Below are 21,971 nucleotides of genomic sequence, written 5' to 3'. Positions count from 1 at the left end.
GTCCCGTGATCATTCGGGTCGTGCTCGCCCTCGCCCTGTCCGCGCCTCCCGTCATGACCTCGGCCGGAGCCCCGTCCGTGCCCTGCCCGGTCCCGATGCCGGCCCGTACGAGCTGCGGTTTCCTGGAGGTTCCCGAGCGCAGGGACGCGCCGGAGCGGAAGATCAAGGTCGGGTACGCCGTGCACCTCTCGACGGCCGCCGACCGCAAGCCCGACCCGGTGGTCTACATGAGCGGCGGCCCCGGGTCGGCGTCCATGCAGCTCACGGGGTTCCTGAGCCAGATGTTCCCCGACCGCGACGTGGTCGCCGTCGAGCAGCGCGGCAGCAGATACTCCCAGCCGGCGCTGGCCTGCCCCGAGACCGCGCAGGCGCTGCTCGGGCGGCTGCGGCAGCCGCGGGCCGACGTCGGTGCCGCCGCCAACCGGTGCCGCGAGCGGCTCGCCGAGCAGGGCGTCGACCTGCGCGGCTACAACACGAAGGAGATCGCGGCCGACGTGGTCGCCTTACGGCGGCAGCTCGGGTACGCCTCGTGGAACCTGTTCGGCGTCAGCTACTCGACCAGGGTCATGATGGACGTGGCCGCGGCCGACCCCGAGGGGGTGCGGTCGGTGGTGCTCGACTCGTACCTGCCCGCGGGCGTCGCCTGGTACGACGACGCCGACCGGAACCTGGGCGACACGATGGCGCTGCTGGGGGTGCGGGAGCGCTACGAGACCATGCTGGCGCGGCTCAACCGGACACCGGCCCTGGTCCCGGTGCTGGATCCGCTCGCGGGCCGGGAGTTCACGGCGCGGATGAGCGGTGACGACGTGGCCACGATCCTGGCGGAGGCCCTGCACGAGGCGGAGGTGGCCGCCGTGGTGCCTGAGCTGGTGGGGGCGCTGGCCGAGGGGCATGACGAGCTGCTGAGGCCGCTGGCGGACGCGGTGGGCGAGGGGCTGACGTCGCACGAGTTCGGGCTGTACCACGCGGTGCAGTGCCAGGACGAGGTCCCGTTCAACACCTACGCCCGGGGATCGCGGTTGTTCACGGTGAACGCGGACAAGGCCGTGTGTGATGCGTGGCGGCTGCCCGCGAGCGCACCCACGGCCCCCGTCGTGAAGGCCCCGGTCTACGTGCTCGCCGGCCAGTACGACCCGACGACGCCCCCGAGGACCGCGGGGCCCGCCGCCGAGTCCCTGCCCGACGGGCGTTTCCAGCAGTTCGCCGGCCTCTCCCACGCCGTCTTCCTGGCCAGCGCCTGCGCCCGCCGGGAGATCGCCGGGTTCGTCGGCGACCCGGCCCGCCAGTCGCTCACCCCGTGCCCCGCCCCGGAGATCCGGCCCGGCGGCCTGCACGTGACCGGCGCGCCGTACCAGATCTCCCGCTCGCCCTGGCTGGCCGCGCCCCTCGCCCTGTACGCGCTGGCCTGCCTGGTCCAGCTCGTCACGGCGGCGCTGAGGGGCAGAGCACTGGCCGCCTTCGGCGGGCTGGCGGGCGTGGCGTTCACGGGCGTCGTGGCCCAGTCCGTCCTCGGCCTGGTGAACAGGAACGAGACGGCCCTGGCCGTCGGCCTGCCCGACCTGGTGGTCCCGTACGGCTCGATCGCGGCGATCTCCGCCATACTGACTGCGGCGGCGCTCTTCATCGACCGCAGATGGCCGCACATCGCGGCAACCGTCATCAGCGGCGGATTCCTCGTATGGTGGTTCACCTGGGTCCTGTAAAGACGCGCATCCATGAGCTCGACGCCCTACGCGGCTTCGCGGTGGGCGGCATCATGCTGGTCAACACGTGGCAGCACGTCGAGCTCAAGAAGGCGCACCCGGTCGGGCTCGACTGGTTCGTCGAGGGCCTGTTCCAGAGCCGGTTCTATCCGATCTTCTCGTTGCTGTTCGGCATCAGCTTCATGCTGTTCCTCCAGGGCAACAGCCGCTGGGCGCTGCTGAGCAGGTTGTTCTGGCTGTTCTGCTTCGGGATGGTCCAGCACCAGTTCTACGAGGGCGAGGTGCTGACCGACTACGCCTTCTACGGCGCGCTGGTGCTGGTGCCCGCCTCGTTCCTGGCCGAAGGGCTCCCCGTGCTGCTGCTGGGCCTGGCGGGCGTCGGGTGGGCGCTCATGCCCGGGGTGGGCGGCGGGCCGCTGCTGATCCCCGGGCTGTTCCTGGTCGGCATGGGCCTGTGGCAGCTCCGGCCGCCCCGGTCCCTGCTGCTGCCCGGGTTCGCGGTCACCGCGCTGGCCTCGGTGCTGCTCACCATGGCGTGGATCAGCACGAACGACTGGACCGTCTACAGCGTGGCGGCCCTGACGGGCGCGGCGGCGTACGTGCTGGGCCTGCTGCTGGTCCTGCGGCCCTGGTTGTCGGCGCTGCTGGAGCCGCTGGGCAGGATGGCGCTGACGAACTACGTCTCCGGCACCGCCGTGATCGTCCTGGCCCTGCCGCTGCTGGAGTCCGACCGGAGCCGGTGGTCGGTCGTGGCGCTGGCGGCGATCACGCTGATCGCTCAGGGGCTGTTGAGCTGGTGGTGGTTGTCACGGTTCAGATATGGCCCGCTTGAATGGATATGGCGGTGCCTGACCTGGTTTCGGGTGGTGCCCAACCGGCTACAGTCGAGCCGTGACCAGAATCGCCCTCTGCCAGATCCCGGTGTCCCCTGATCCTTCGGCGAACCTCAAGAGGGCCAGAGAGGCACTCGCGTCCGCCGAGGGCGCCGACCTGGCGATCTTCCCCGAGGCCACGCTGACCCGGTACGGCCGGCGGATCACCACGCTCGCCGAGCCGCTGGACGGGCCGTTCGTGTCGGGGCTGGCCGAGTCGGCCCGCGAGCACGGGCTGGCGGTGATCGCGGGCGTGTTCGAGCCCGGCGAGGATCGTGTGCACAACACCGCGGTGGCGATCGACGCGCGGGGCGAGGTGAAGGCGGCCTACCGGAAGATCCACCTGTTCGACTCGTTCGGCGCGAAGGAGTCCGACCTGGTCGCGCCGGGCGCCGAGCCGGCCGTGGTGGAGCTGGCAGGCGTCAGGGTGGGGCTCATCACCTGTTACGACGTGCGCTTCCCCGAGCTGGCCAGGGCGCTGGTCGACCGGGGCGCCGAGCTGTTCGCGGTGATCGCCGCCTGGGGCTCCGGGCCGCTCAAGGAGGACCACTGGGTCACGCTGGTCAGGGCGCGGGCGCTGGAGAACACCATGTGGACGGCCGCCGTCGGCCAGGCGCCCAACCCGGCGGAGTCGTCCGACGGGTTCGGGGTGGGCCGCAGCATGCTGGTCGACCCGCTCGGCGTGGTCCGCTCCGACCTGGGCACCGGCCCCGGCGTGCGGATCGTCGAGGTGGACCGCGAGTGGACGGCCACCGCCCGGGCGATGCTGCCGTGCCTCGAACACCGGGTGCTGTGACCCCGACGCGGTCCACCCCGGGGTCAAGCGATCGTAAAGTAGGACTGTGAGCGGAACGCAGATGCAGAAGGTGGTCCCGCCGCGTCTGCTCGTGCCATACCTGTCGGGCAAGCGCACGGTCATCTCGGGTTACGTCTACCGGGTGCAGGATTGTGTCAGGCTGACCACCCCCGAAGCCCTCTACTACGGGCTCGACCTGTCCTTCGACGGCTCCGAGCTGTTCGCCGAGGCACCCGAGCTGTACATGATGCGGTGGTTCGCCCGCGACGTCGACACCTACGCGGTGCCGTACGGGCCCCACATGGGAGGCGACTGGAGCGACGCGCCGCCGTTCGCGGGCAACGGGTTCACCACGTCGTCGGAGCACGTGGTGCCGCAGTTCCACACCGTCCCGATGCCGATCCCGGCCGGGGCGGAGATCGTGCACGTCACCGGCGAGGGCGAGCGGCCCTTCGCCGAGTACGACGGGCTGACCTGGCGGCCCGCCGCATGAGCGACGAGATCACGCCGGTCGCCTCCGGCTTCGTGGCCCGCTTCGGCGAGCGCACGCTGCCCGCCGCCCTCGGCCCCGACAACGACCAGGTGGTGCTGTTCAGCGAGACGGAGCTGGAGGGCTTCGACGCCGCCTCCGGCTACTGGCGGCGGGTGGTGCCCAGGTCCCAGGTCGAGTGGCTGGTGCTCATCCGCACGGTGGGCGCGTTCGGCGGCGAGCCGTGCATCGTGCTCGACGAGGACGACGACGGGCTGCACATCGCCTACACCGGGCACAGCGGGATGAAGGCCGAGGCGCTGGGCTACTGGATGGTCGACCACGGCGCGTACGAGGTCGTGGTGCCCCGCGAGGAGGTCTTCTCCATCCGGGTCGAAAGGATTCCGGTCCCGTAGTCAACCTCCGGCGCGCCCGTGTGTCTCTAGGGATGTGACCGAAACAGCGACCATGGCGCAGCCGTCGTTCGCCGAGCTGTTCGCGGCCCAGTACCACTCCCTGGTACGCCTGGCCGGGCTGCTCGGCGCGGACGACCCCGAGGACATCGTCCAGGAGGCGTTCGCCCGGCTGCACTCGCGGCGGTTGCGCGACGACGGGGCCGCGATGGCCTATCTCCGCGCGACCGTCTGCAATCTGACCCGCAACCGCCTGCGGCATCTGCGCCTCATCCGGCTGCGCCGCCCCGACCCTCCGGAGCCCGCCCGCAGCAGCGAGCACGCCGTGCTCGTCTCCGAGGAGAACCGCGAGCTGCTGGCGGCCGTGGACCGCCTGCCGCGCCGCCAGCGCGAGGCGCTCGTCCTGCGTTACTGGCTGGACCTTTCGGAGCGCGAGATCGCCGACGCCATGGGCGTCTCGCCGGGATCGGTGAAGACCCACGCCAGCAGGGCCCTGGCGGCCCTGGGCAGGGCGCTGAAGGAGGAGGACCGGTGACCGACCTGGAAGAGCGCCTGCGGGCGGCCTTCGACGCCCGCGCGCAGACCTTCGAGACCAGCCCGGACGCCTGGCTGCGGGTGCGCGAGCGCAGGCCGCGCCGGTACCGCGCCGCCCGCCTGCTGGTGGCCGCGCTGCCGGTGGCGCTGCTCGCGGTGTTCGTGCCCGCCCTGCTCAACGGGGATCTGGGCAGGAACACCGCGGCCGACGCCGACGCGATCCACCAGGGGCTCATGCGCGACAGGACCGCCGTAGGCGAGCAGGTCACGGTGGACAACCCGACCGAGGGCAGGCCGCTGCGGCTCTGGTTCGCCAAGGGCAGGCTGGGCGATCCCGAGCTCTGCTACGTCCTGGAGCGGGCGGACGCCGAGGCGTACGGGGGCTGCTCGCGCGTCCCCACGATCGGCTCCGACGCCTGGTTCGCGGGCAGCACCGCCCGCGACGGTTCCGGCACCGCGCTGGACTGGGGCGTGGCGCTCGACGACATCGGGACCGTCACCGGGGTCGCGGGCGACGGGCAGCGGTTCCCTGGACGGCTGTGGCGGCCCGCAGGAGCCCCGTACCGGATCTGGACCGTGACCTACCCCGCCCTGCGGCAACCGGCGGGGATCGAGATCGCCGACGACCGGGGCAGGAATCTCGGCCGGCGCTCGCGCGACCTGTTCGCCGCTCCGGAGCGGGGGCAGGCGCTCGGGGAGTCCCTCGACCTGGCCGCCGGGGTGACCATGCGGCCGTACCGGACGGAGGAGGGCACGGAGCTGCGCATGACCCGGCTGGGCGCGGAGCTCGGCACGTCCCTGATCGGCAAGGACCTGCCGCCGGTGGACGTGCGCGTGCGGGAGAACCTGATCATCGGGGTGGCCCGCGGGAACGTCTCCAGGATCGAGGTCTCCTTCGACGACGGGACCACCGCCCGGGCCGAGACGCGGCCGGATCCGTGGAGCCTCGGCGTCACGCTCTTCGCCGCCGAAGGCGCCCCGGACGACGGGCAGGTGCGACATCGCCTGGTCGCCTACGACGCGTCGGGCGCGGAGGTCTGGCGCGAGGAGGTCAAGGGCCCGCGGGACGGGATGCCGCCCGCCGGCGAGGTGATGAGCCTGCCCGGCACCGGAGCGGTCGGTGAGCCGGTGCGCGTCTGGTTCACCGACGCCGATGCCGACCGGACCGGCCCCGTGGTCACGCTCTGCCACTCCGGCGGCGTGAACCCGGACCTGTCCTGCGTCGGCAAGCGCGAGGAACACTTCGCCGGCCCGCTGAGGGCCGTCCAGTACCTTCCGGAGCCCGGCACCGTCAGCTACTTCGGCGCGGCGGGCGAGGACTGGGAGTCGGTGGAGGCCGTGCTCGCCGACGGGCGGCGCCTGCCCGCCACGTTCCGGCGCGGTACGGGCACCCCGGCCCCGATCTGGTACGTCACGATCCCGTCCAGCGACGCGAAGGTCGCGGGTTTCACCATGAAGCGCGAGGACCGGCCGCTCGAGCTGTTCCCCGAGGCGGGCAAGGACTGCGGGCTGCGGGCCCTGCGCTCCGACGCCCCCCGCCACCCGCTGCCCGCGGGCGTCACCGCGCTCGTGAGCGAGCCGAGCTGCCTGGCCTTCTGGGAGAACGGCGAGCCGGCCGCGGGCCTGCCCGGACCGCTCCCTGGGACCAGGCTGAGCGACCTGCTCAGCACCGGGCAACCGGTGAGGTGGGGCCGCGGCGCCCACGCCTGGTACGGCTACGCGCTCGCCGGCACCGCCAGGATCGAGCTCACCACGCCGAACGGCCTCACCGGCACCGCCGAGGCCGCCCCCGACCCGTGGGGGCAGGGGGTGACGTTGTTCGCGGCGCCGCTCCCCGAGGGCGCCGACCTCTCCGCCGGCATGGTGATCAAGGGCTTCGACGCCGGCGGCAAGCAGCTCTGGCAGCACTAGCCCAGGTTGCGGTACCGGGCCTGGCGGGCCGCGAAGCGGTCGGCCGGGCCCACCCGCAGCAGCTCCGCGATCTCGTACTCCAGCGCCCTGCCGACCCGCTCGCAGAACTGCCGCGGCTCGTAGGCGGCGTCGGGCAGCTCGGGGATCACCCGGTCCACGATGCCGTCGCGGCGCAGGTCGGTGGCGCGGATGTGCTGCGCCTGGGCGATCTCGGGGGCGAAGTCGACCGAGCGGTAGAGGATGGCGGAGGCGCCTTCGGGCGGCAGCGGCGCCAGCCAGGCGTGCTGCGCGCAGAGCACCCGGTCGGCGGGCAGCAGCGCCAGCGCCGCGCCCCCCGCGCCCTCGCCGAGCAGCAGGCAGACGGTCGGCGCGTCGAGCGTGAGCAGCTCGGCCAGGCAGCGGGCGATCTCGGCGGCCAGCCCGCCCTCCTCGGCCGCCTTGGACAGGTCGGCGCCGGCCGTGTCGATCACGGTGACCAGCGGCAGGCCGAGCTCGGCGGCCAGCCGCATGCCGCGCCTGGCCACCCGCAGCCCCGCGGGCCCGAGCGGGGAGTTGGCGCGCTGGAGGCGCCGGTCCTGGCCGAGCACCACCGCCGGGGCGGTGCCGAACCTGGCCAGCGCGAGCAGCAGCCCCGGCTCGTTCCTGCCCGCCCCGGTGCCGCTGAGCGGCGTCACGTCCGTGGCGGCGAGCTTGAGCAGGGCGCGCACGCCCGGCCGGTCGTCGCGCCTGGACCGGGTGATCGCCTCCCACGCCTCCACCGGCCGCAGGTCCTCCTCGGGCGCCTGGCCGGCCTCGATCGCCGAGCGGTCGGCGGCGAGCACGGCCAGCGCCCTGATCGCCACCTCCCGCGCGTCCTCGGCGGAGACCACCGCGTCGAGCAGGCCCTTGCCGTGCAGGTTCTCCGACACCTGCACGCCCTCGGGGAACGGGTAGCCGTGCAGCGACTCGAACACCCGCGGCCCGAGGAACCCGATCAGCGCCCCCGGCTCCGCCACCGTGACGTGCCCGAGCGACCCCCAGGACGCGAACACCCCGCCGGTCGTCGGATGCCGCAGGTACACCAGGTACGGCAGGCCGACCGCCCGGAGCTCCTGGATCGCCGCGGTGATCTTGACCATCTGGACGAACGCGAGCGCGCCCTCCTGCATGCGCGTGCCGCCCGAGGCGGGCAGGGCCAGCAGCGGCAGCCGCTCCCGGGTGGCCCGCTCGGCCGCGGTCACGAACCGCTCGGCCGCCACCACCCCGATCGAGCCCGCCATGAACGAGAACTCGCACGCCACGACGGCCACCCTGCGCCCGCCGAGCAGCCCCTCGCCGGTGATCACGGCCTCGTCGTAGCCGGACTTGACGCGGGCCGCGGCCAGCTCGTCGGCGTAGGAGGAGCCGGGCTCGGCCGGATCGGCGGGCGGCGCGTCCCACGACTTCCACGACCCCCGGTCGAGGATCGTTTCGATCAGTGTGCGCGCGTCCGGACGGCTCACTATCGCTCCCTAGATGTCAGCCAACGTTGCAATGTTGACGCATGAGCGCCCCGGCCGGTGCCACCAGTTCGCGATCATCGTTCGCGCTCCTCCAGCCAGGCGAGCACGGCGTCGCCGTCCTGGCCGAGCATGGGAGGCGCGGTGTGCTCGACCCCGGTCAGCCCGTCGAAGCGCAGCGGCGGCCCCGGCAGCTCGATCGGGCCGAGCACCGGGTGCTCCACCTCGACGACCAGGCCCTGCGAGCGGGTCTGCTCCCAGGCGTAGACCTCGTCGAGCGTCCTGATCGCGCCCGCGGGCACGCCCGCGGCGGCCAGCTCCGCCAGCCAGTGGGCGCGGTCGTGCGCGGACAGGGCCTTCTCCATGTCGGCGATCAGCTCGTCGCGGTGGGCGAACCGGTCGCGGTTGGTGGCGTAGCGCGCCTGCCCGGCGTCGATGCCGAGGAGCGCGGCCACCTTGCGCCACTGGCCGTCGTTGGCGGCGGCGATCTGCAGCATGCCGTCGGAGCAGCGGAAGGCGCCGTAGGGGGCGATGGAGGCGTGGTGGTTGCCGCCCGCCGCGGGCACCTTGCCGCCGACCGTCCAGGCGGTGCCGTGGTAGGCGTGCACGCCGGTGATCGCGGCCAGCAGCGAGGTGCGCACGACCCGGCCCCTGCCGGTGCGCTCGCGCTCGTAGAGCGCGCTGACCACCCCGTACGCGCCGTACATGCCGGCCAGCAGGTCGCCGATGGAGGCGCCGACGCGGTACGGCTCGTCGGGCGAGGGGCCGGTCAGCGACATCAGCCCGGCCTCGCCCTGGGCGATCTGGTCGTAACCGGGACGGCCGCCCTCGGGGCCGTCGTGGCCGAAGCCCGTGATCGACAGGACGACCAGACGCGGGTTGAGCTCGTGCAGCCGCTCGGCGGAGAAGCCGAGGCGGTCGAGCACGCCGGTGCGGAAGTTCTCCACCAGGACGTCGCTGTGGCGCACCAGGCGCTCGATGAGCTCCTTGCCCCCGGCGGACTTCATGTCGACGGCGATGGACTGCTTGTTGCGGTTGGCCGCCAGGAAGTAGGTCGAGATGTCGTGATCCGGCCCGACGAACGGCGGACCCCAGCCCCGCGACTCGTCGCCCCCGTCCGGATGCTCGACCTTGATCACCCGAGCGCCCAGGTCACCGAGCATCTGCGCGGCGTGCGGCCCGGCCAGGGCCCTGGACAGGTCGAGTACGACGATGTCACCGAGGGGTCCGAGCAAGATCCAACCTCCTGCTTGCGTTCGGGGTGAAAGAACATTCTCTCAGGCATGCGCCCCCCGTCACCTACCCTGGGTCCGGTGAAAGACCTGGCCTCTCGCATCTGCGGCCTGCGCCCCTCCTGCGGCCCGGTCCGCCTGGTCGCCGTGGACGGGCCCGCCGGGTCGGGCAAGACGACGTTCGCCGGGCTGCTGGCGGCCGAGCTAAGTTGCCAGGTGATCCACAGCGACGACTTCCCGGTGCCGTGGGAGGAAGGGCCCGGCGGCTGGTTCCACGCGCTGGAGTCCCAGGTGCTGCGGCCGCTCCAGCGCGGGCTCCCCGGCGGGTTCCGCAGGTACGACTGGGTGCGGGGCGGCTACGCCGAGCGGGTGGCGGTGCCTGTCGCGCCCGCCCTGGTCGTCGAGGGCGTCGGGACGGCGCGGGCCTCGGTGGCCGGCCTGCTGGCGTACACCGTCTGGGTGGAGGCAGCCGAGCCGGTGCGCCTACGGCGGGTGCTGGAGCGGGACGGCGCCGCGCTGGAGCCGCGCTGGCGGGAGTGGTTCGAGGCGGAGCGGACGTGGTTCGCCGAGGACCGCACCCGGGAGCGGGCCGACCTCGTGGTCACGACGTGAGGTGGGCGACGTCGTTGAAGCTGACGAGCTCGCCCCCGGTGCGCCAGACCGACACCGAGGCGTTCAGCACCGGCGCGAACTCCAGCACGGCCGCCAGCTCCGTGTCCGGCCGCTTGTCCAGGACGTGGCGCAGGGCGAGCACCACCGAGTCGTGCGCGACGATCAGCACCCGCCGCCCGGCGGCCCGCACGTCCAGGTCACGCAGGAAGTCGCGCAGCCGCACCACGACGTCGGCCAGCGACTCGCCGCCGGGCGGGCGGAAGGCGTAGGCGCCCTCGGCCTCGCGCCGCACCAGCTCCTCGGGGTGCCGCTCCCGGATCGCCGCCAGGTTGAGGTGCGCGAACGCGCCCGTCTCCTGGTCCCTGAGCCGCTCGTCCACGGTGACGGGCAGGGGCTCGACGCCCCACGCCTCCTGGGCGATCTTCCAGGTGTCGAGCGCGCGCAGGTACGGCGAGCACCACACCAGCTCGGGCGCCTCGCGGACGGGCAGCGCCGCCAGCAGCCGGCCCAGCGCCGCCGCCTGCGCCCTGCCCAGCTCCGTCACCGTCACCTCGTCGTCGCCGCGCTCGTAGACCAGCGGCGTCCGGCCGGCCTGCCTGTGGGCGAGGTTGGCCTCGCTCTCGCCGTGCCGCACCGCCATGATCCGCCCGGGTCCCATGTGCTGATCGTACGGTGGTGGCATGACTTCTGTCGCAGTACTCGGAACGGGGCTCATGGGGCTGCCCATGGCCCGGAACCTGGCCAGGGCCGGCCTGCGGGTGGCGGCGTGGAACCGTACCAGGGACAAGGCCCTGCCGCTGGAGGCGGACGGCGCGGTGGTCGCGCACACCCCCGCCGAGGCGGTCACGGGCGCGGATGTGATCGTCACGATGCTGAGCGACGGCGAGGCCGTGCACGAGGCCGTCACCGCCGCCGCTCCCGGGCTGCGCGCCGGGCAGGTGTGGGCGCAGATGAGCACGGCCGGGCTCGCCGCCGTGGAGCGGCTCTCGGCGCTGGCGGCGGAGCACGGGCTGACGTTCGTGGACGCGCCCGTCCAGGGCACCCGGCAGCCCGCCGAGCAGGGCAAGCTGGTCATCCTCGCCTCGGGCCCCGCCTCCGCCCGGTCCACGCTGGAGCCGGTCTTCGACGCGCTCGGCCAGCGGACGCTCTGGCTGGGGGACGCCGGCGCCGGCACGCGGCTCAAGATGGCCACGGTCAGCTTCGGCATCTCCCTGACCGCCGTGGTGGCCGAGGCGCTCGCGCTCGCCCAGGGGCTCGGGCTCGACCCCGACCTGGTCCGCCAGGTGATCACCGGCGGGCCGATGGACAGCGCCTACTTCCAGGCCAAGTCGGCGGCCATGCTGTCCGGCGACTTCACGCCCAGCTTCACGGTGCGCAACGCCGAGAAGGACACGCGGCTGATCGGCGAGGCGGGCCAGGCCGCCGGGGTGCGGCTGGACGTGGTGGCCGCCGCCGGTGAACGCTTCCGCCGGGCGCAGGCCCAGGGCCACGGGGACGAGGACATGGCGGCCACGTATTTCGCGAGCTTCGACAAGGGGTAGGCGCTAGGGTTTCCGGCAGGCCGCCTTCCTGCGGGGAGGCCGGAAGTGGGCCCGGGTGGACCGCCGGACGACGGGAGCCCGGGCTTCGCGCTCTCAGCGGTTCCTCACAATTCGTCCACCTCGGCGTAACCCCTCCCGCCCGAGAGTTTCGCGTACCCGGGCCCCCGGTCGAAGAACCGGTCCGTCGGGGGTCGCAGGCGGGCGCGGAGTTCGGCGGTGCCCTGCTCGTCGATGCGATCCCCGTCCAGGACCACGCCGTAGTCGCCCAGCGCGCCCGCGATCGACACCTTGCCGTCGCGCACGTCGGCCGCCACCGCCCGCGGGTCGCGGTCGTACGGCGAGCCCCAGCCGCCCCCGCCGGTGGTGCGGATCCTGATCAGGTCGCCCGCCTGCACCGGGTGGTCGTCCACCAGGCCCTCCATCTCCTTGCCCGCGATCTCCACCCGGAACGGCCGCCCCGCCAGGCCGCCGTTGACGCCCCAGCAGGACAGGATGGACCGGTCGGCGATGGACATGTACGAGGCGTCGCGCAGCATGCGGATGTGCTTGTCGTAGCCGAGCCCGCCCCTGAACATGCCCGGCCCGCCCGAGTCGCAGGCCAGCGCCAGCCGCTCCACCCGGAACGGCCAGCGCGCCTCGGCGAACTCGACCGGGATGTTGCGCGAGTCGGGCACCACGTGGATGGTGTCCTCGCCGTCGGCGTACCAGCGGCCGCCGGAGCCGCCGCCCAGGACTTCGCGCATGAGGTACGGCTGCGCGTCGGCGTCCGTGCCGTACACGCCCGTGTAGCGGATGGTCTCCTGGTCGGCGGGCATGCGGCCGCCGGTGGCCTTGGCCAGGACGCCGGCCAGGACGCCGAGCAGGCGCAGGATGACGAACGTTCGGGCGTTGGTCGGGGCGGGGAAGACGGGGGTGAGGAGGGTGCCCTTCTCGGGGAAGATCATTTTGATGAGGGGCACCACTCCCTCGTTCACGTCCAGCTCGGCCATGCGCTCCGGCGTGTCGGCCAGGTTGCGCAGCACCGGGGCCAGCCACTTCTTCAGGAACACGCCGTCGGCGTAGTCGCCGGCGTGGTTGATGGGGCCCTTGGCCTGGGGTGAGGTGCCGGTGAAGTCGATCGTGAGCGGCGCGTCGGCCGCGTGGTCCACGCTGAGGGTGATGCGCTGGGCGTGCAGGCGGGGCTCGTCCACGCCGTCGTGCTCGGCGTAGTCCTCCCAGACGTACGTCCCCTCGGGGATCTTCGCCAGCAGCTCCCTGCGGAACGTCTCGGTCGTCTTGTCGATGATGGCGTCGAAGCACTCCTGGACGGCCTGCCTGCCGTACCGCTCGAACAGCTCGCCCAGCCGCCGCGCGCCCATCAGGCAGGCCGAGCACTCGGCGTCGAGGTCCCCGGCCAGGGAGTCGGGCATGCGGGAGTTGCGGGTCATGATGCGCAGCGCGGCCTCGTTGGGCACGCCCTGGTCCCACAGCTTGATCGGCGGGACCATCAGGCCCTCTTCGTAGACCGAGCGGGCGTGGGAGGGCATGGAGCCGGGCACCGAGCCGCCGATGTCGTCGTGGTGGCCGAAGGCCTGGACGAAGGCGACGACCTCGCCGTCGTGGAAGACCGGGACGGTGACGCACAGGTCGGGCAGGTGGCCGATGCCGCCTTCCGACAGGTAGACGTCGTTGTGGAAGTAGACGTCGCCGGGCCGCATGGTCTCGATCGGGAAGTCGCGCACGACGGGCTGGACGAGCGCACTGTAGGAGCGGCCGGTGAGCTTGCGCAGCCGTACGTCGTGGATGCCCGCGCGGAAGTCGTGCGCGTCGCGGATCATCGGCGAGCGGGCCGTGCGGGCGATGGCGGTCTCGACCTCCTTCTCGACGGAGGCGAGCGTGCCCTCGACGATCTCCACCAGGATGGGATCAGTCACGACTTATCTCCACATTTCCGTATTCGTCGATCTTCGCGGTGAAGCCGGGGTGGATCGGGATCGTCGAGCCGTACTCCTCGATCACCGCCGGCCCCTGCACGGTGGCGCCGGGGCCAAGGGCGGCGCGCTGGTGGATCGGGGTGTCGCGGGTCTGCTCGAAGTGCACGGGACGGACCGACGTGGCGCCCTCTCCGGCCTTCTCCAGGCGGCGGACGACCGGGCGGGTGATGGGGCCGATGCCGGAGACGCGCAGGTTCACCCACTCCACGCCGTGGCGGGGGTCGTCGCGGTAGGCGTAGCCGTACAGCTTCTCGTGGGCGTCGTGGAAGCGGGAGATCACCTCGGCGTGCCAGTCGTCGTCGATCTCGCCGGCGGGCGCGGGCACGCGGACCTCGTAGGCCTGGCCGTAGTAACGCAGGTCGGCGCTGCGCTGGTAGACGGGGTCGTCGAAGCCCTCGCGGTCGAGGGCCTCGCCCGCCTGATGCTCCAGGTCGTGGAAGATCTCGACGGCCTTGCCGAGCGAGAGGTCGCGGGTGACGTACGTACGCACGTAGTCGTTCTTGACGTCCACCGTGAGCAGCCCGAACGCCGAGACGTTGCCCGGGTCGCGCGGCACGACCACCGACGGCAGGCCGAGGATGTCGATGAGCCGGCACGCCAGCAGCGGCCCCGACCCGCCGAACGTCACCAGCGGGAAGTCCCGCACGTCCAGCCCGCGCTTGACGGTGAGCTGCCTGATCGCGTTGCTCTGGTTGAACGCGCTGATCTCCAGGATGCCGGTCGCCGTGCGCTCGGGGGTGAGGCCGAGCTTGTCGGCCAGCGCCTTGATGCCGGTGCGCGCGGCGTCCACGTCGAGCGGGATCTCCCCGCCGAGCAGGTGCGGCGGGATGCGGCCGAGGAACACGTGCGCGTCCGTCACCGTCACCTCGGTCCCGCCCTTGCCGTAGCAGAGGGGGCCGGGGTCGGCGCCGGCGGAGCGGGGGCCCACCTTGAGCGTGCCCTCGGGCGAGATCCACGCCACCGACCCGCCGCCCGCGCCGACCGTGATGATGTCGATCATCGGGATCTTGCACGGGTAGCGGCCGACGGAGCCCTCGGTGGTGATGGAGGGCTCGCCGTCGATCACCACGGCCACGTCCGTCGAGGTGCCGCCGCCGTCCAGCGTGATCACCGACTGGTGGCCCGCGGTGGAGGCGATCAGCGCCGCGCCCAGCGCGCCCGCCGCCGGGCCCGACAGGACCGTGCTGATGGGCTGGTTGACGACCTCGCGGGCGGACAGGACGCCGCCGTTGGACTTCATCACGGAGAACGGCATGCCGAGCCGGTTCGACAGGGTCGCGATGTAGCTGCGCATGGCCGGTTTGACGGCGGCGTCGACGAGGGTGGTGACCGAGCGCTCGTACTCGCGGTACTCGCGCAGCACGTCGCTGGACAGCGAGATCACCGCCTCCGGGTGCTCGCGCCAGAGGATCTCGCGCATGCGGCGCTCGTGCTCGGGGTTGGCGTAGGAGTGCAGGAAGCAGACCCCGATCGCGGTGATGCCCTTGGCGCGGAACCAGCGGGCCACCTCGGCGGCCTGCTCGTCGGAGAACGGCCGCACCTCGTTGCCCAGGTGGTCGAGCCGCCCGCCGACGGTCTTGACGAGGTGGACGGGCACGATCCTGGGCGGTTTGACCCAGAAGTAGGAGTTGCCGTAGCTGTCGGGCACGCTCTGCCTGGCGATCTCCAGGACGTACTCGAACCCCTCGGTGGTGATGAACCCGAGGCCGCCGATGCGGTCCTCCAGGAGCCGGTTCGTGGCCACCGTGGTGCCGTGCACGATCGAGCCGACGTCGAGCCGGCCGAGCTTCTCGATGCCCGCGAGGAACCCGTCGGCCGGGTTCGCGGGGGTCGAGGGGGTCTTGGTGGTGAGGATCTCACCGGTCTGCTCGTCCACCGCCACCACGTCGGTGAACGTTCCTCCGGTGTCCACTCCGATACGCACGCTACGCATGGCTCCTCAGCTCCGGCGACGGCCGAGCACTTCGTCGATGACTCGGGGCGCGTTCGTGGGGCCCACGTACGCCGCCAGGCGCACCACCATCTCCTGCGTCCTGGCGAGCTCCGCCTCGACCCTGGCCTTGCCCGACTGGCCGGCCTGGACTCCGAAGTAAGCCCCGATAATGGTACCGATCACCCCCGCCACACCGGCGAACAGCGCGGCGAACTCTCCCGAGGCGAAGACGGCGGCGCCGAACGCGATGAGCAGCGCGACGATGCCCGCCACCACGACGAGGAAGCCGTAACGCCAGCGGGTGGCGTCCGCCTGGGCCGCCGTGAGTTCGTCCTGCCGCATCAGCGCGTCCAGCGGCGATGACTCGGACGATGGTTTGTCGGTGACCACAGATTCCTCCTGAACAACTACAGGGGAGAAATGTCCCACGAGGTCATGGAACAAGCCAAGCCACTAAGCTGGCGGCCCGTGACCGAACTGTCTGCCTTGTCTGCCGTGCCATCCGGTGCCCGAGATGCCGTACTGAAGTTCTACTTCGGCCCCATGGACTGCGGGAAGTCCACCCTGGCGCTGCAGATGAACTACAACCACGGACGGCAGGGCAGACGCGGCCTGGTGCTGACCAAGCACGACCGCTCGGGAGGGCCGAAGGTCACCAGCCGGATCGGGCTCGGCCTGGAGGCGATCGAGGTGGAGGACTCCCTCGATCTCGTCCGGCTGGTCGCCGGGCACGACCGCATCGACTACCTGATCTGCGACGAGGCCTGCTTCTACACCGTCGAGCAGATCGAGCAGCTCGCCGACCTGGTCGACTCCCACGGCGTGGACGTCTACGCGTTCGGCCTGGCCTCAGACTTCAGGTCGGTGATGTTCCCGGCGGCGCAGCGGCTGTTCGAGCTGGCCGACGAGGTGTGCCGGCTGCAGGTCGAGGTGCTGTGCTGGTGCGGGCGTCCCGGCCAGCTCAACGCGCGGATCGTGGGCGGGGCGATGGCGCGTACGGGCGAGCAGGTCGTGATCGGCGACACCGACGACGCGCCCGTGCGCTACCAGGTGCTCTGCCGCCGCCACCACCGCGCGGGTCAGCTCGGGGAGGACACGCACCTCAGCGCGGACGCAGGCGCGCACATCGGCGCGGACGTCAGCGCGGGCCCGGGCGCGGACATCGGCGCGGGCCCAGGCGCGGGCGCGGACATCGGCGCGGGCGCGGGCGTCGTCGGCGTGGGAGCCCCGGAGGGCGGCTCAGCCGCCTGAGCGCGGCGGGACCAGGCGCTCCAGGGCGTCCCTGAGCAGCCTGGCGTCACCGTCGGGCAGCGGCGCCAGGAACTCCGCCTCGGCCGCCGCCACCACCCGCACGGCCTCGGCCAGCACCTCCCGGCCGCGCTCGGTCGGCTCCACGATGTTCTTGCGCCGGTCGGCGGGGTGCGGCCGGCGCCCGACGAGCCCCTTGCGCTCCAGCCCGTCGACCATGGCGACCATGGTCGTCCGGTCGATCCCCATCCGCTGGGCCGCCTCCAGCTGCGACAACGGCTCGGAGCCGCCCAGCGCCGACAGCACGCCGAACTCGCGCCCGTCGATGCCGCACGGCTCCAGCGCCGGGCCCATCAGCTCCGACAGGCGCAGGTTGGCGTGCTTGAGCAGGTATGCAAGGCTGCGACTCGACACCCTGTGATTCTCCCACCGTGCCCGGCTCAGACGGCGCAGTACCCGTCGTCGCACCCGTCGCCCGGGGCCGCGAGCTGCGTGATCGGCGTCTGCCCCGTCCGCTCGGCCACCTCGTCGATGGCGGCGGCGAAGGCGTCCTCAGGCTGCGCGCCCGACACGGCGTACTTGCCCTCGAACAGGAACAGCGGCACCCCGGAGACGCCCAGCGAGCGCGCCCTGGCGAGTTGCTCGCGCACCTCTTCCGCGCCCTCGCCGGAGTCGCGCACGCCCACCTCGCCCGCCAGCCTGTCCAGCACGCCGGGGTCGGCCACGTTCAGCCCTTCGGTGAAGTACGCGCGGAAGAGCCGCTCGGCCATCTCCTTGCCGAGCCCCTGCCGCGTGGCGACCTCGATGAGGCGGTGCGCCTCGAACGTGGCGGCGTTGACGGCCTTGTCGTAGTGCAGCTCCAGCCCCTCGGCGGTGGCGGCGCCGACGACCCGCTCGACCATCTGGCCGGCGTTCGGGCCGAACTTGCGCTCCAGCGCCGGGATCAGCGGCTCGCCGTCGGACGAGGCGTCCGGGTTGAGCTGGAACGGCCGCATCGTGACCTCGATGGTGCCGCCCTTGGCCCGGAACCGCTCCGCGGCCCTGGCGAACCGGACATGCCCGATGTAACACCAGGGGCACACGACATCGGAAAAAATCTCGACCTTCATACCGGGGGACAACCCGATCGCGCCCGCGGGGATTCCGGCCCTATCCGGCCGCCAGCTCCTCCAGCCGGTACGGCAGGTACGCCGAGTCGTCCACCAGCGCCGACGCGCCCCGCCACCAGCCGAACCACTCGCCGCTGCGCCACATCCAGTCGACCCGCTCGATGGCGGCCACCACGTCGCCCACCGTCTTCCACCGCTCGCCGAGCTGCTCGGAGGAGGCGCCGTGGCGCATCGCCCACGTCGTCAGGATGCCGACGGCCTCGGCGGGCACCTCGCGCGCGTACGGGTCGGGCACCTCGCCGGGCAGCCGGTGCGGCCCGAGCCCGGCCGCGACGCCCCAGCTCCACTGCGCCTCGGCGGGCCGCGAGTAACGCAGCGACTGGAAGTCGAGGTTGGAGCCGAGCTCCTCGTCGGCCCGCCGGGCGACGACCGCGTCGAGCCGGCCTCCGGCGTCGAAGTGCACGACGAGGCGCTGCCCCGGCTTGACGCCCGGCGGCAGGCGGAAGCGGTCCTCGGCCTGCCAGGAGTTGAGGTCGACCTGCGCGACGGGCGCTCCCCACATCTGGTCGGCGGCGTCGTCGGAGATCCAGGCCGCCAGCATCTCCAGCGCGGTCAGGTCGGTCCAGGGCTCGATGGCGACCGCCGTGCGCACCACCTCGTCGGGCGCGGGCAGCTTGCCGCCCCTGGGCTTGGACCACCAGCCCTCGCCCAGCTCGCGGGTGCCGACGAGCAGCGCGGCGATGGCGGCCAGCTCGGCCGAGCGCCGGGTGAGCTGGGCGCCGAGTGCCAGCTCCAGCGTGCGGTCCGTACGCTCGTCGCCGAGCACGGGACGCACGTCGCCGATCAGCATCTGCGCTGTCGGGCGCTCCTCGCCCAGGAGGTTGCGTACGACTCGCCTGGCCTCGGTCCGTGCGTCTTCAGCATGTGCCTGCCGCATACCGCCACGCTACGCCGGGAGATCCTTTTCCGCGAGAGTCCCCGAGGCCATCAACCTCATGCGCCTCGCCGGCGCGACCCGCGGCCCAGCAGCCAGCCCAGGGTGACCCCGCCGAGCGCGACCCCGGCCCCCATGCCGAACGCCGCCAGCATCACCCACGGGCGTGTCTCGGTGTGCTGCTTGGCGGGCCGCTGGAAGACCTGGCCCGGCGCCGGGCGGCTCTCGGGGATCAGGTGCGTCTCGGCGGAGGCGGGCACGGGCTCGGCGGGCAGGCCGAGCCCGGCGGGCAGGCCGGGCTCGGCGGTCGGGACCGAGGTGCGCAGGTGCTCCTCCACGGCCGCGAAGAACTCGCTCGCCGTGCGCTTGGCGACGGAGCCGAGCATGCGCTGCCCCACCCCGCCGATCATCCCGCCGACCACCGCCTCGGCGTCGTAGTCCACCCGCGTCCCGCCGTCGGTCTCGCTCAGCCGGACGAGGACGGTCGCGTCCACGGTCCCCGGCGCGCCCTGCCCGCGCGCCTTGAGCGTGAAGCTCTCGGGCTCCAGCGGGTCGGACAGCGCCACCTCGCCCTGGTAGACGCCCTTGATCGAGCCCACGCCCGCGTTGATCGTCATCCGGTACGTGTCCGGCCCCGTCTCCTCCAGCCGCTCGCACCCGGGAAGGGTGCGCACCAGCACCGCCGGGTCCCTGAGCGCCGCCCACGTCCGCTGCCTGTCCACGCCGATCTCGGCACTGCCCGCCAGTTTCATGCGGCCACTCTAGGCAGCGGCGGCCGCGTGGATAAGGGCAACACCTCACAGAGGCTGGCAAGATGGTGCCCCATGTTCAGGGGACAGCGGATGATCGGCGTGGCGTGCGTCCTGGCGCTGGCGGCCTGCGCCCCCGCCGGCACCGCCTCCAGCCCCTCGCCCGGGCCCTCCGCGCCCGTCACGGCGACGCCGGGGAGGAAGACCCCCGAGGCGGCGGGGCCGCCGGGCGTCAAGCCCCGCGCGGGCGAGGTGCGCCCGATCCCCCGCGCCGGCGGCCTGCCGCCGGTGATCAGCTCGATCCCCACCAGGCGCAAGGTCGTCTTCCTGACCATCGACGACGGCTGGGAGCAGGACCCGGGCTTCGTCAGGCAGGTGCGCGACCAGCGCATCCCGATCACCGCCTTCGCCATGCGCGACGCCGTCGAGGCCAAGGGCACCCCGGACGAGTCGGGCGGCCCGGCCCGCTACGTGGGCGCCGGTAAGTGGGGATATTTCCGGCAGCTTCGCGACGCAGGCGTCCCCGTCGAGAACCACACCCTCACCCACCCGAACCTCCGCCTGCTCGGCTACCCCGCCCAGCGCCGCGAGCTCTGCGGCTCCTCGAAGCTGATCGAGAAGGAGATCGGGACGCGGCCCACCCTGTTCAGGCCGCCGTTCGGCAACTACAACACCGACACGCTGCGGGCGGCCAAGAGCTGCGGCATGTCGGCCGTGCTGCTCTGGACCGCCACCGTCCAGCCGGGCGGCAAGATCGCCTACCAGGTGCCGGACAAGAAGCTGCGCCCCGGCGACGTCCTGCTCCTGCACTTCCGCCCGAACCTCGCCAGGGACTTCCGCATCCTGGTGAACAAGATCAAGCGCCGCGGCTACGAGCTCGGCGACCTCCAGGCGTACCTGGCGGCGGCGCGGGCCCGCTGAGGTCCGCCACACGGCGTACGCGCCGATCAGCCGGGCGGGGGACGCGCCGCGGCGCCCCCGGGCGCGATCCTCGATAGAGCAACCAGCACAGGCGATGTGACCAAGCTCGCATCGCGTTGCTCTACAGCTTGTAGTACTACTACAGGTAGATGTACTACAGCTTGTAGAGCTCAGGAGACGACGGGGAAGATGGACGCACTTGACCTGGCGCGGTGGCAGTTCGGGGTGACCACCGTGTACCACTTTCTGTTCGTGCCCTTGACCATCGGTCTCGGGATCTTCGTGGCCGGCCTGCAGACGGCCTGGCACCGCACCGGCAACGAGCAGTACCTGAAGCTCACGAAGTTCTTCGGCAAGCTGTTTCTGATCAACTTCGCCATGGGCGTGGTCACCGGCATCGTGCAGGAGTTCCAGTTCGGGATGAACTGGAGCGAGTACTCCACGTTCGTCGGTGACGTCTTCGGGGCGCCGCTGGCCATGGAGGCGCTGCTGGCCTTCTTCATGGAGTCGACGTTCCTCGGACTGTGGATCTTCGGCTGGGACCGGCTGCCGAAGAGGGTGCACCTGGCGACCATCTGGGCGGCGGCCATCGGCTCCAACCTGTCGGCCTACTTCATCCTGGCTGCCAACGCCTGGATGAAGCACCCCGTCGGCTACGAGGTCGTGGACGGCAAGGCCAGGATGACCGACCTGTGGGCGGTGCTGACCAACTCCACCGCGCTCGCCCAGGTCCCGCACGTGATCGCGGGCTCGTTCGTGGTGGCGGGCGGCTTCGTGCTGGCGGTGTGCGGCTACTGGCTGCTGCGCACGCGCGCGGAGATGTGGCGCGGCGCCGCCCGCGCCGCGCTGCTCATGACGGCCATCGCGGGGGCGGTCGTCGCGGGCACCGGCGACCACTCGGCCAAGCTCATGTACGAGCAGCAGCCCATGAAGCTGGCCGCCGCCGAGGGCCTGGAGCACGACACCGAGGGCGCCGGGTTCAGCGTCGTGCCCGGCATCGAGATCCCGAAGCTGCTGAGCTTCCTGTCCACCTACGACTTCGAGGCCCCCGTCCAGGGCACCGAGGACCTGCAGCGGCGCTTCGAGCAGCAGTTCGGCCCCGGAGACTACCGCCCGGACGGCACCGTCGTCTTCTGGTCGTTCCGCGTGATGATCGTGTTCGGCCTGGCCACGGTGGGCCTGTCGGTGCTCGGCCTGTGGCTGACCCGCCGCAGACGGCCGTTCCCCGCGTGGCTGTCGCGGGCGATGCTGCTCGCGCTGCCGCTCCCGCTGATCGCGGTGATCGCCGGCTGGCTGCTCAGCGAGATCGGCCGCCAGCCCTGGACGGTCGCGGGCGAGCTCCTCACGGCCTCCAGCGTGTCCCCGAGCGTCTCGCTGGCCGAGGTGGCCACGTCCCTGACGATCTTCACGCTCCTGTACGGCGCGCTCGCCGTGGCCGAGACCGTGCTGCTGGCCAGGCACGTCCGCAGGGGCGCCGAGGAGCCGGCGCCGGTCCAGGCGGCCGAGGCGCCGCGCGAGCCGTCCCTGATGTACTGAGGAG

22 protein-coding genes are annotated in these 21,971 nt (G+C 72.6%); 12 read left to right on the top strand and 10 right to left on the bottom strand.

Annotation, left to right across the window (positions count from 1 at the left end; translation table 11 throughout):
* Positions 1-5 precede the first annotated feature (5 nt).
* The 7 genes from HD597_RS07020 to HD597_RS06990 are packed head-to-tail and all read left to right on the top strand — an operon-like array spanning position 6 to position 6,701.
* Positions 6-1,706: an alpha/beta fold hydrolase gene (locus HD597_RS07020; protein WP_253740911.1), complete on the top strand. Its 1,701-nt coding sequence runs from the start codon at positions 6-8 to the stop codon at positions 1,704-1,706.
* Positions 1,682-2,638 carry a DUF418 domain-containing protein gene (locus HD597_RS07015; protein WP_253740910.1) on the top strand — a complete coding sequence of 319 codons (957 nt, stop codon included), beginning with the start codon at positions 1,682-1,684 and terminating at the stop codon, positions 2,636-2,638. The genes HD597_RS07020 and HD597_RS07015 overlap by 25 nt, the downstream gene beginning before the upstream one ends.
* Complete coding sequence (locus HD597_RS07010) at positions 2,598-3,374, top strand: carbon-nitrogen hydrolase family protein (protein WP_253740909.1); 777 nt, start codon at positions 2,598-2,600, stop codon at positions 3,372-3,374. The genes HD597_RS07015 and HD597_RS07010 overlap by 41 nt, the downstream gene beginning before the upstream one ends.
* Before the next feature lie 46 nt (positions 3,375-3,420).
* Complete coding sequence (locus HD597_RS07005) at positions 3,421-3,867, top strand: hypothetical protein (RefSeq protein ID WP_253740908.1); 447 nt, start codon at positions 3,421-3,423, stop codon at positions 3,865-3,867.
* Positions 3,864-4,259, top strand: coding sequence for a UCP033725 family protein (locus HD597_RS07000; protein WP_253740907.1), 396 nt, complete (start codon positions 3,864-3,866; stop codon positions 4,257-4,259). The genes HD597_RS07005 and HD597_RS07000 overlap by 4 nt, the downstream gene beginning before the upstream one ends.
* Positions 4,260-4,293: 34 nt before the next feature.
* Positions 4,294-4,791 (top strand): sigma-70 family RNA polymerase sigma factor, encoded by a 498-nt coding sequence (locus tag HD597_RS06995; protein WP_253740906.1) that lies wholly within the window; start codon positions 4,294-4,296, stop codon positions 4,789-4,791.
* Positions 4,788-6,701: a hypothetical protein gene (locus HD597_RS06990; protein ID WP_253740905.1), complete on the top strand. Its 1,914-nt coding sequence runs from the start codon at positions 4,788-4,790 to the stop codon at positions 6,699-6,701. Before HD597_RS06995 ends, HD597_RS06990 begins: the two co-directional genes overlap by 4 nt.
* Here the strand turns inward: HD597_RS06990 and HD597_RS06985 are convergent.
* Positions 6,698-8,182, bottom strand: coding sequence for a carboxyl transferase domain-containing protein (locus HD597_RS06985; RefSeq protein WP_253740904.1), 1,485 nt, complete (start codon positions 8,180-8,182; stop codon positions 6,698-6,700). The two genes, HD597_RS06990 and HD597_RS06985, sit on opposite strands and share 4 nt — an antisense overlap.
* A gap of 74 nt (positions 8,183-8,256) precedes the next feature.
* Positions 8,257-9,414: a CaiB/BaiF CoA transferase family protein gene (locus HD597_RS06980; protein WP_253740903.1), complete on the bottom strand. Its 1,158-nt coding sequence runs from the start codon at positions 9,412-9,414 to the stop codon at positions 8,257-8,259.
* Positions 9,415-9,492: 78 nt separating this feature from the next.
* On the opposite strand from HD597_RS06980, the gene HD597_RS06975 reads away from it, so the two are divergent.
* Positions 9,493-10,023 (top strand): uridine kinase family protein, encoded by a 531-nt coding sequence (locus HD597_RS06975; RefSeq protein WP_253740902.1) that lies wholly within the window; start codon positions 9,493-9,495, stop codon positions 10,021-10,023.
* On the opposite strand, the gene HD597_RS06970 is transcribed toward HD597_RS06975, so the two are convergent.
* Positions 10,013-10,681 (bottom strand): histidine phosphatase family protein, encoded by a 669-nt coding sequence (locus HD597_RS06970; protein ID WP_253740901.1) that lies wholly within the window; start codon positions 10,679-10,681, stop codon positions 10,013-10,015. The genes HD597_RS06975 and HD597_RS06970 overlap by 11 nt on opposite strands.
* Positions 10,682-10,703: 22 nt before the next feature.
* On the opposite strand from HD597_RS06970, the gene HD597_RS06965 reads away from it, so the two are divergent.
* Positions 10,704-11,564, top strand: a complete 861-nt coding sequence (locus HD597_RS06965; RefSeq protein ID WP_253740900.1) for an NAD(P)-dependent oxidoreductase — start codon at positions 10,704-10,706, stop codon at positions 11,562-11,564.
* 104 nt (positions 11,565-11,668) lie between these two features.
* Here the strand turns inward: HD597_RS06965 and HD597_RS06960 are convergent, their stop codons facing one another.
* The 3 genes from HD597_RS06960 to HD597_RS06950 are packed head-to-tail and all read right to left on the bottom strand — an operon-like array spanning position 11,669 to position 15,860.
* Complete coding sequence (locus HD597_RS06960) at positions 11,669-13,477, bottom strand: hydantoinase B/oxoprolinase family protein (protein ID WP_253740899.1); 1,809 nt, start codon at positions 13,475-13,477, stop codon at positions 11,669-11,671.
* Positions 13,470-15,470, bottom strand: coding sequence for a hydantoinase/oxoprolinase family protein (locus tag HD597_RS06955; protein WP_253740898.1), 2,001 nt, complete (start codon positions 15,468-15,470; stop codon positions 13,470-13,472). Before HD597_RS06955 ends, HD597_RS06960 begins: the two co-directional genes overlap by 8 nt.
* A gap of 6 nt (positions 15,471-15,476) precedes the next feature.
* Positions 15,477-15,860, bottom strand: a complete 384-nt coding sequence (locus tag HD597_RS06950; RefSeq protein ID WP_253740897.1) for a hypothetical protein — start codon at positions 15,858-15,860, stop codon at positions 15,477-15,479.
* A gap of 105 nt (positions 15,861-15,965) precedes the next feature.
* Here HD597_RS06950 and HD597_RS06945 point away from each other — a divergent pair, with 105 nt between their 5' ends.
* Complete coding sequence (locus HD597_RS06945; RefSeq protein WP_253740896.1) at positions 15,966-16,721, top strand: thymidine kinase; 756 nt, start codon at positions 15,966-15,968, stop codon at positions 16,719-16,721.
* On the opposite strand, the gene HD597_RS06940 is transcribed toward HD597_RS06945, so the two are convergent.
* Genes HD597_RS06940 through HD597_RS06925 form a run of 4 tightly spaced genes read right to left on the bottom strand, consistent with a single transcriptional unit; the run spans position 16,710 to position 19,513 of the window.
* Positions 16,710-17,132: a MarR family winged helix-turn-helix transcriptional regulator gene (locus HD597_RS06940; RefSeq protein ID WP_253740895.1), complete on the bottom strand. Its 423-nt coding sequence runs from the start codon at positions 17,130-17,132 to the stop codon at positions 16,710-16,712. The genes HD597_RS06945 and HD597_RS06940 overlap by 12 nt on opposite strands.
* A gap of 26 nt (positions 17,133-17,158) precedes the next feature.
* A complete protein-coding gene (locus HD597_RS06935) occupies positions 17,159-17,827 on the bottom strand; it encodes a DsbA family oxidoreductase (RefSeq protein WP_253740894.1) in 669 nt (222 codons plus the stop codon).
* A 40-nt stretch (positions 17,828-17,867) separates the two neighbouring features.
* The gene (locus HD597_RS06930; RefSeq protein WP_253740893.1) at positions 17,868-18,764 is read right to left on the bottom strand and encodes a hypothetical protein; all 897 of its coding nucleotides are present in this window, start codon (positions 18,762-18,764) and stop codon (positions 17,868-17,870) included.
* Between the two features lie 56 nt (positions 18,765-18,820).
* Positions 18,821-19,513, bottom strand: coding sequence for an SRPBCC family protein (locus HD597_RS06925; RefSeq protein ID WP_253740892.1), 693 nt, complete (start codon positions 19,511-19,513; stop codon positions 18,821-18,823).
* 72 nt (positions 19,514-19,585) lie between these two features.
* Here HD597_RS06925 and HD597_RS06920 point away from each other — a divergent pair, with 72 nt between their 5' ends.
* Together HD597_RS06920 and HD597_RS06915 are read left to right on the top strand one after the other, a co-directional pair.
* Positions 19,586-20,431, top strand: coding sequence for a polysaccharide deacetylase family protein (locus HD597_RS06920; RefSeq protein WP_253740891.1), 846 nt, complete (start codon positions 19,586-19,588; stop codon positions 20,429-20,431).
* Positions 20,432-20,620: 189 nt separating this feature from the next.
* Positions 20,621-21,967: a cytochrome ubiquinol oxidase subunit I gene (locus HD597_RS06915; RefSeq protein WP_253740890.1), complete on the top strand. Its 1,347-nt coding sequence runs from the start codon at positions 20,621-20,623 to the stop codon at positions 21,965-21,967.
* The last annotated feature ends 4 nt before the right edge of the window (positions 21,968-21,971 follow it).

This window comes from Nonomuraea thailandensis, from assembly GCF_024172165.1.
Lineage (GTDB): Bacteria > Actinomycetota > Actinomycetes > Streptosporangiales > Streptosporangiaceae > Nonomuraea > Nonomuraea thailandensis.
The sequence above is the reverse complement of the archived record's forward strand: the minus strand, read 5'-3'. Positions and strand labels throughout refer to the sequence as shown.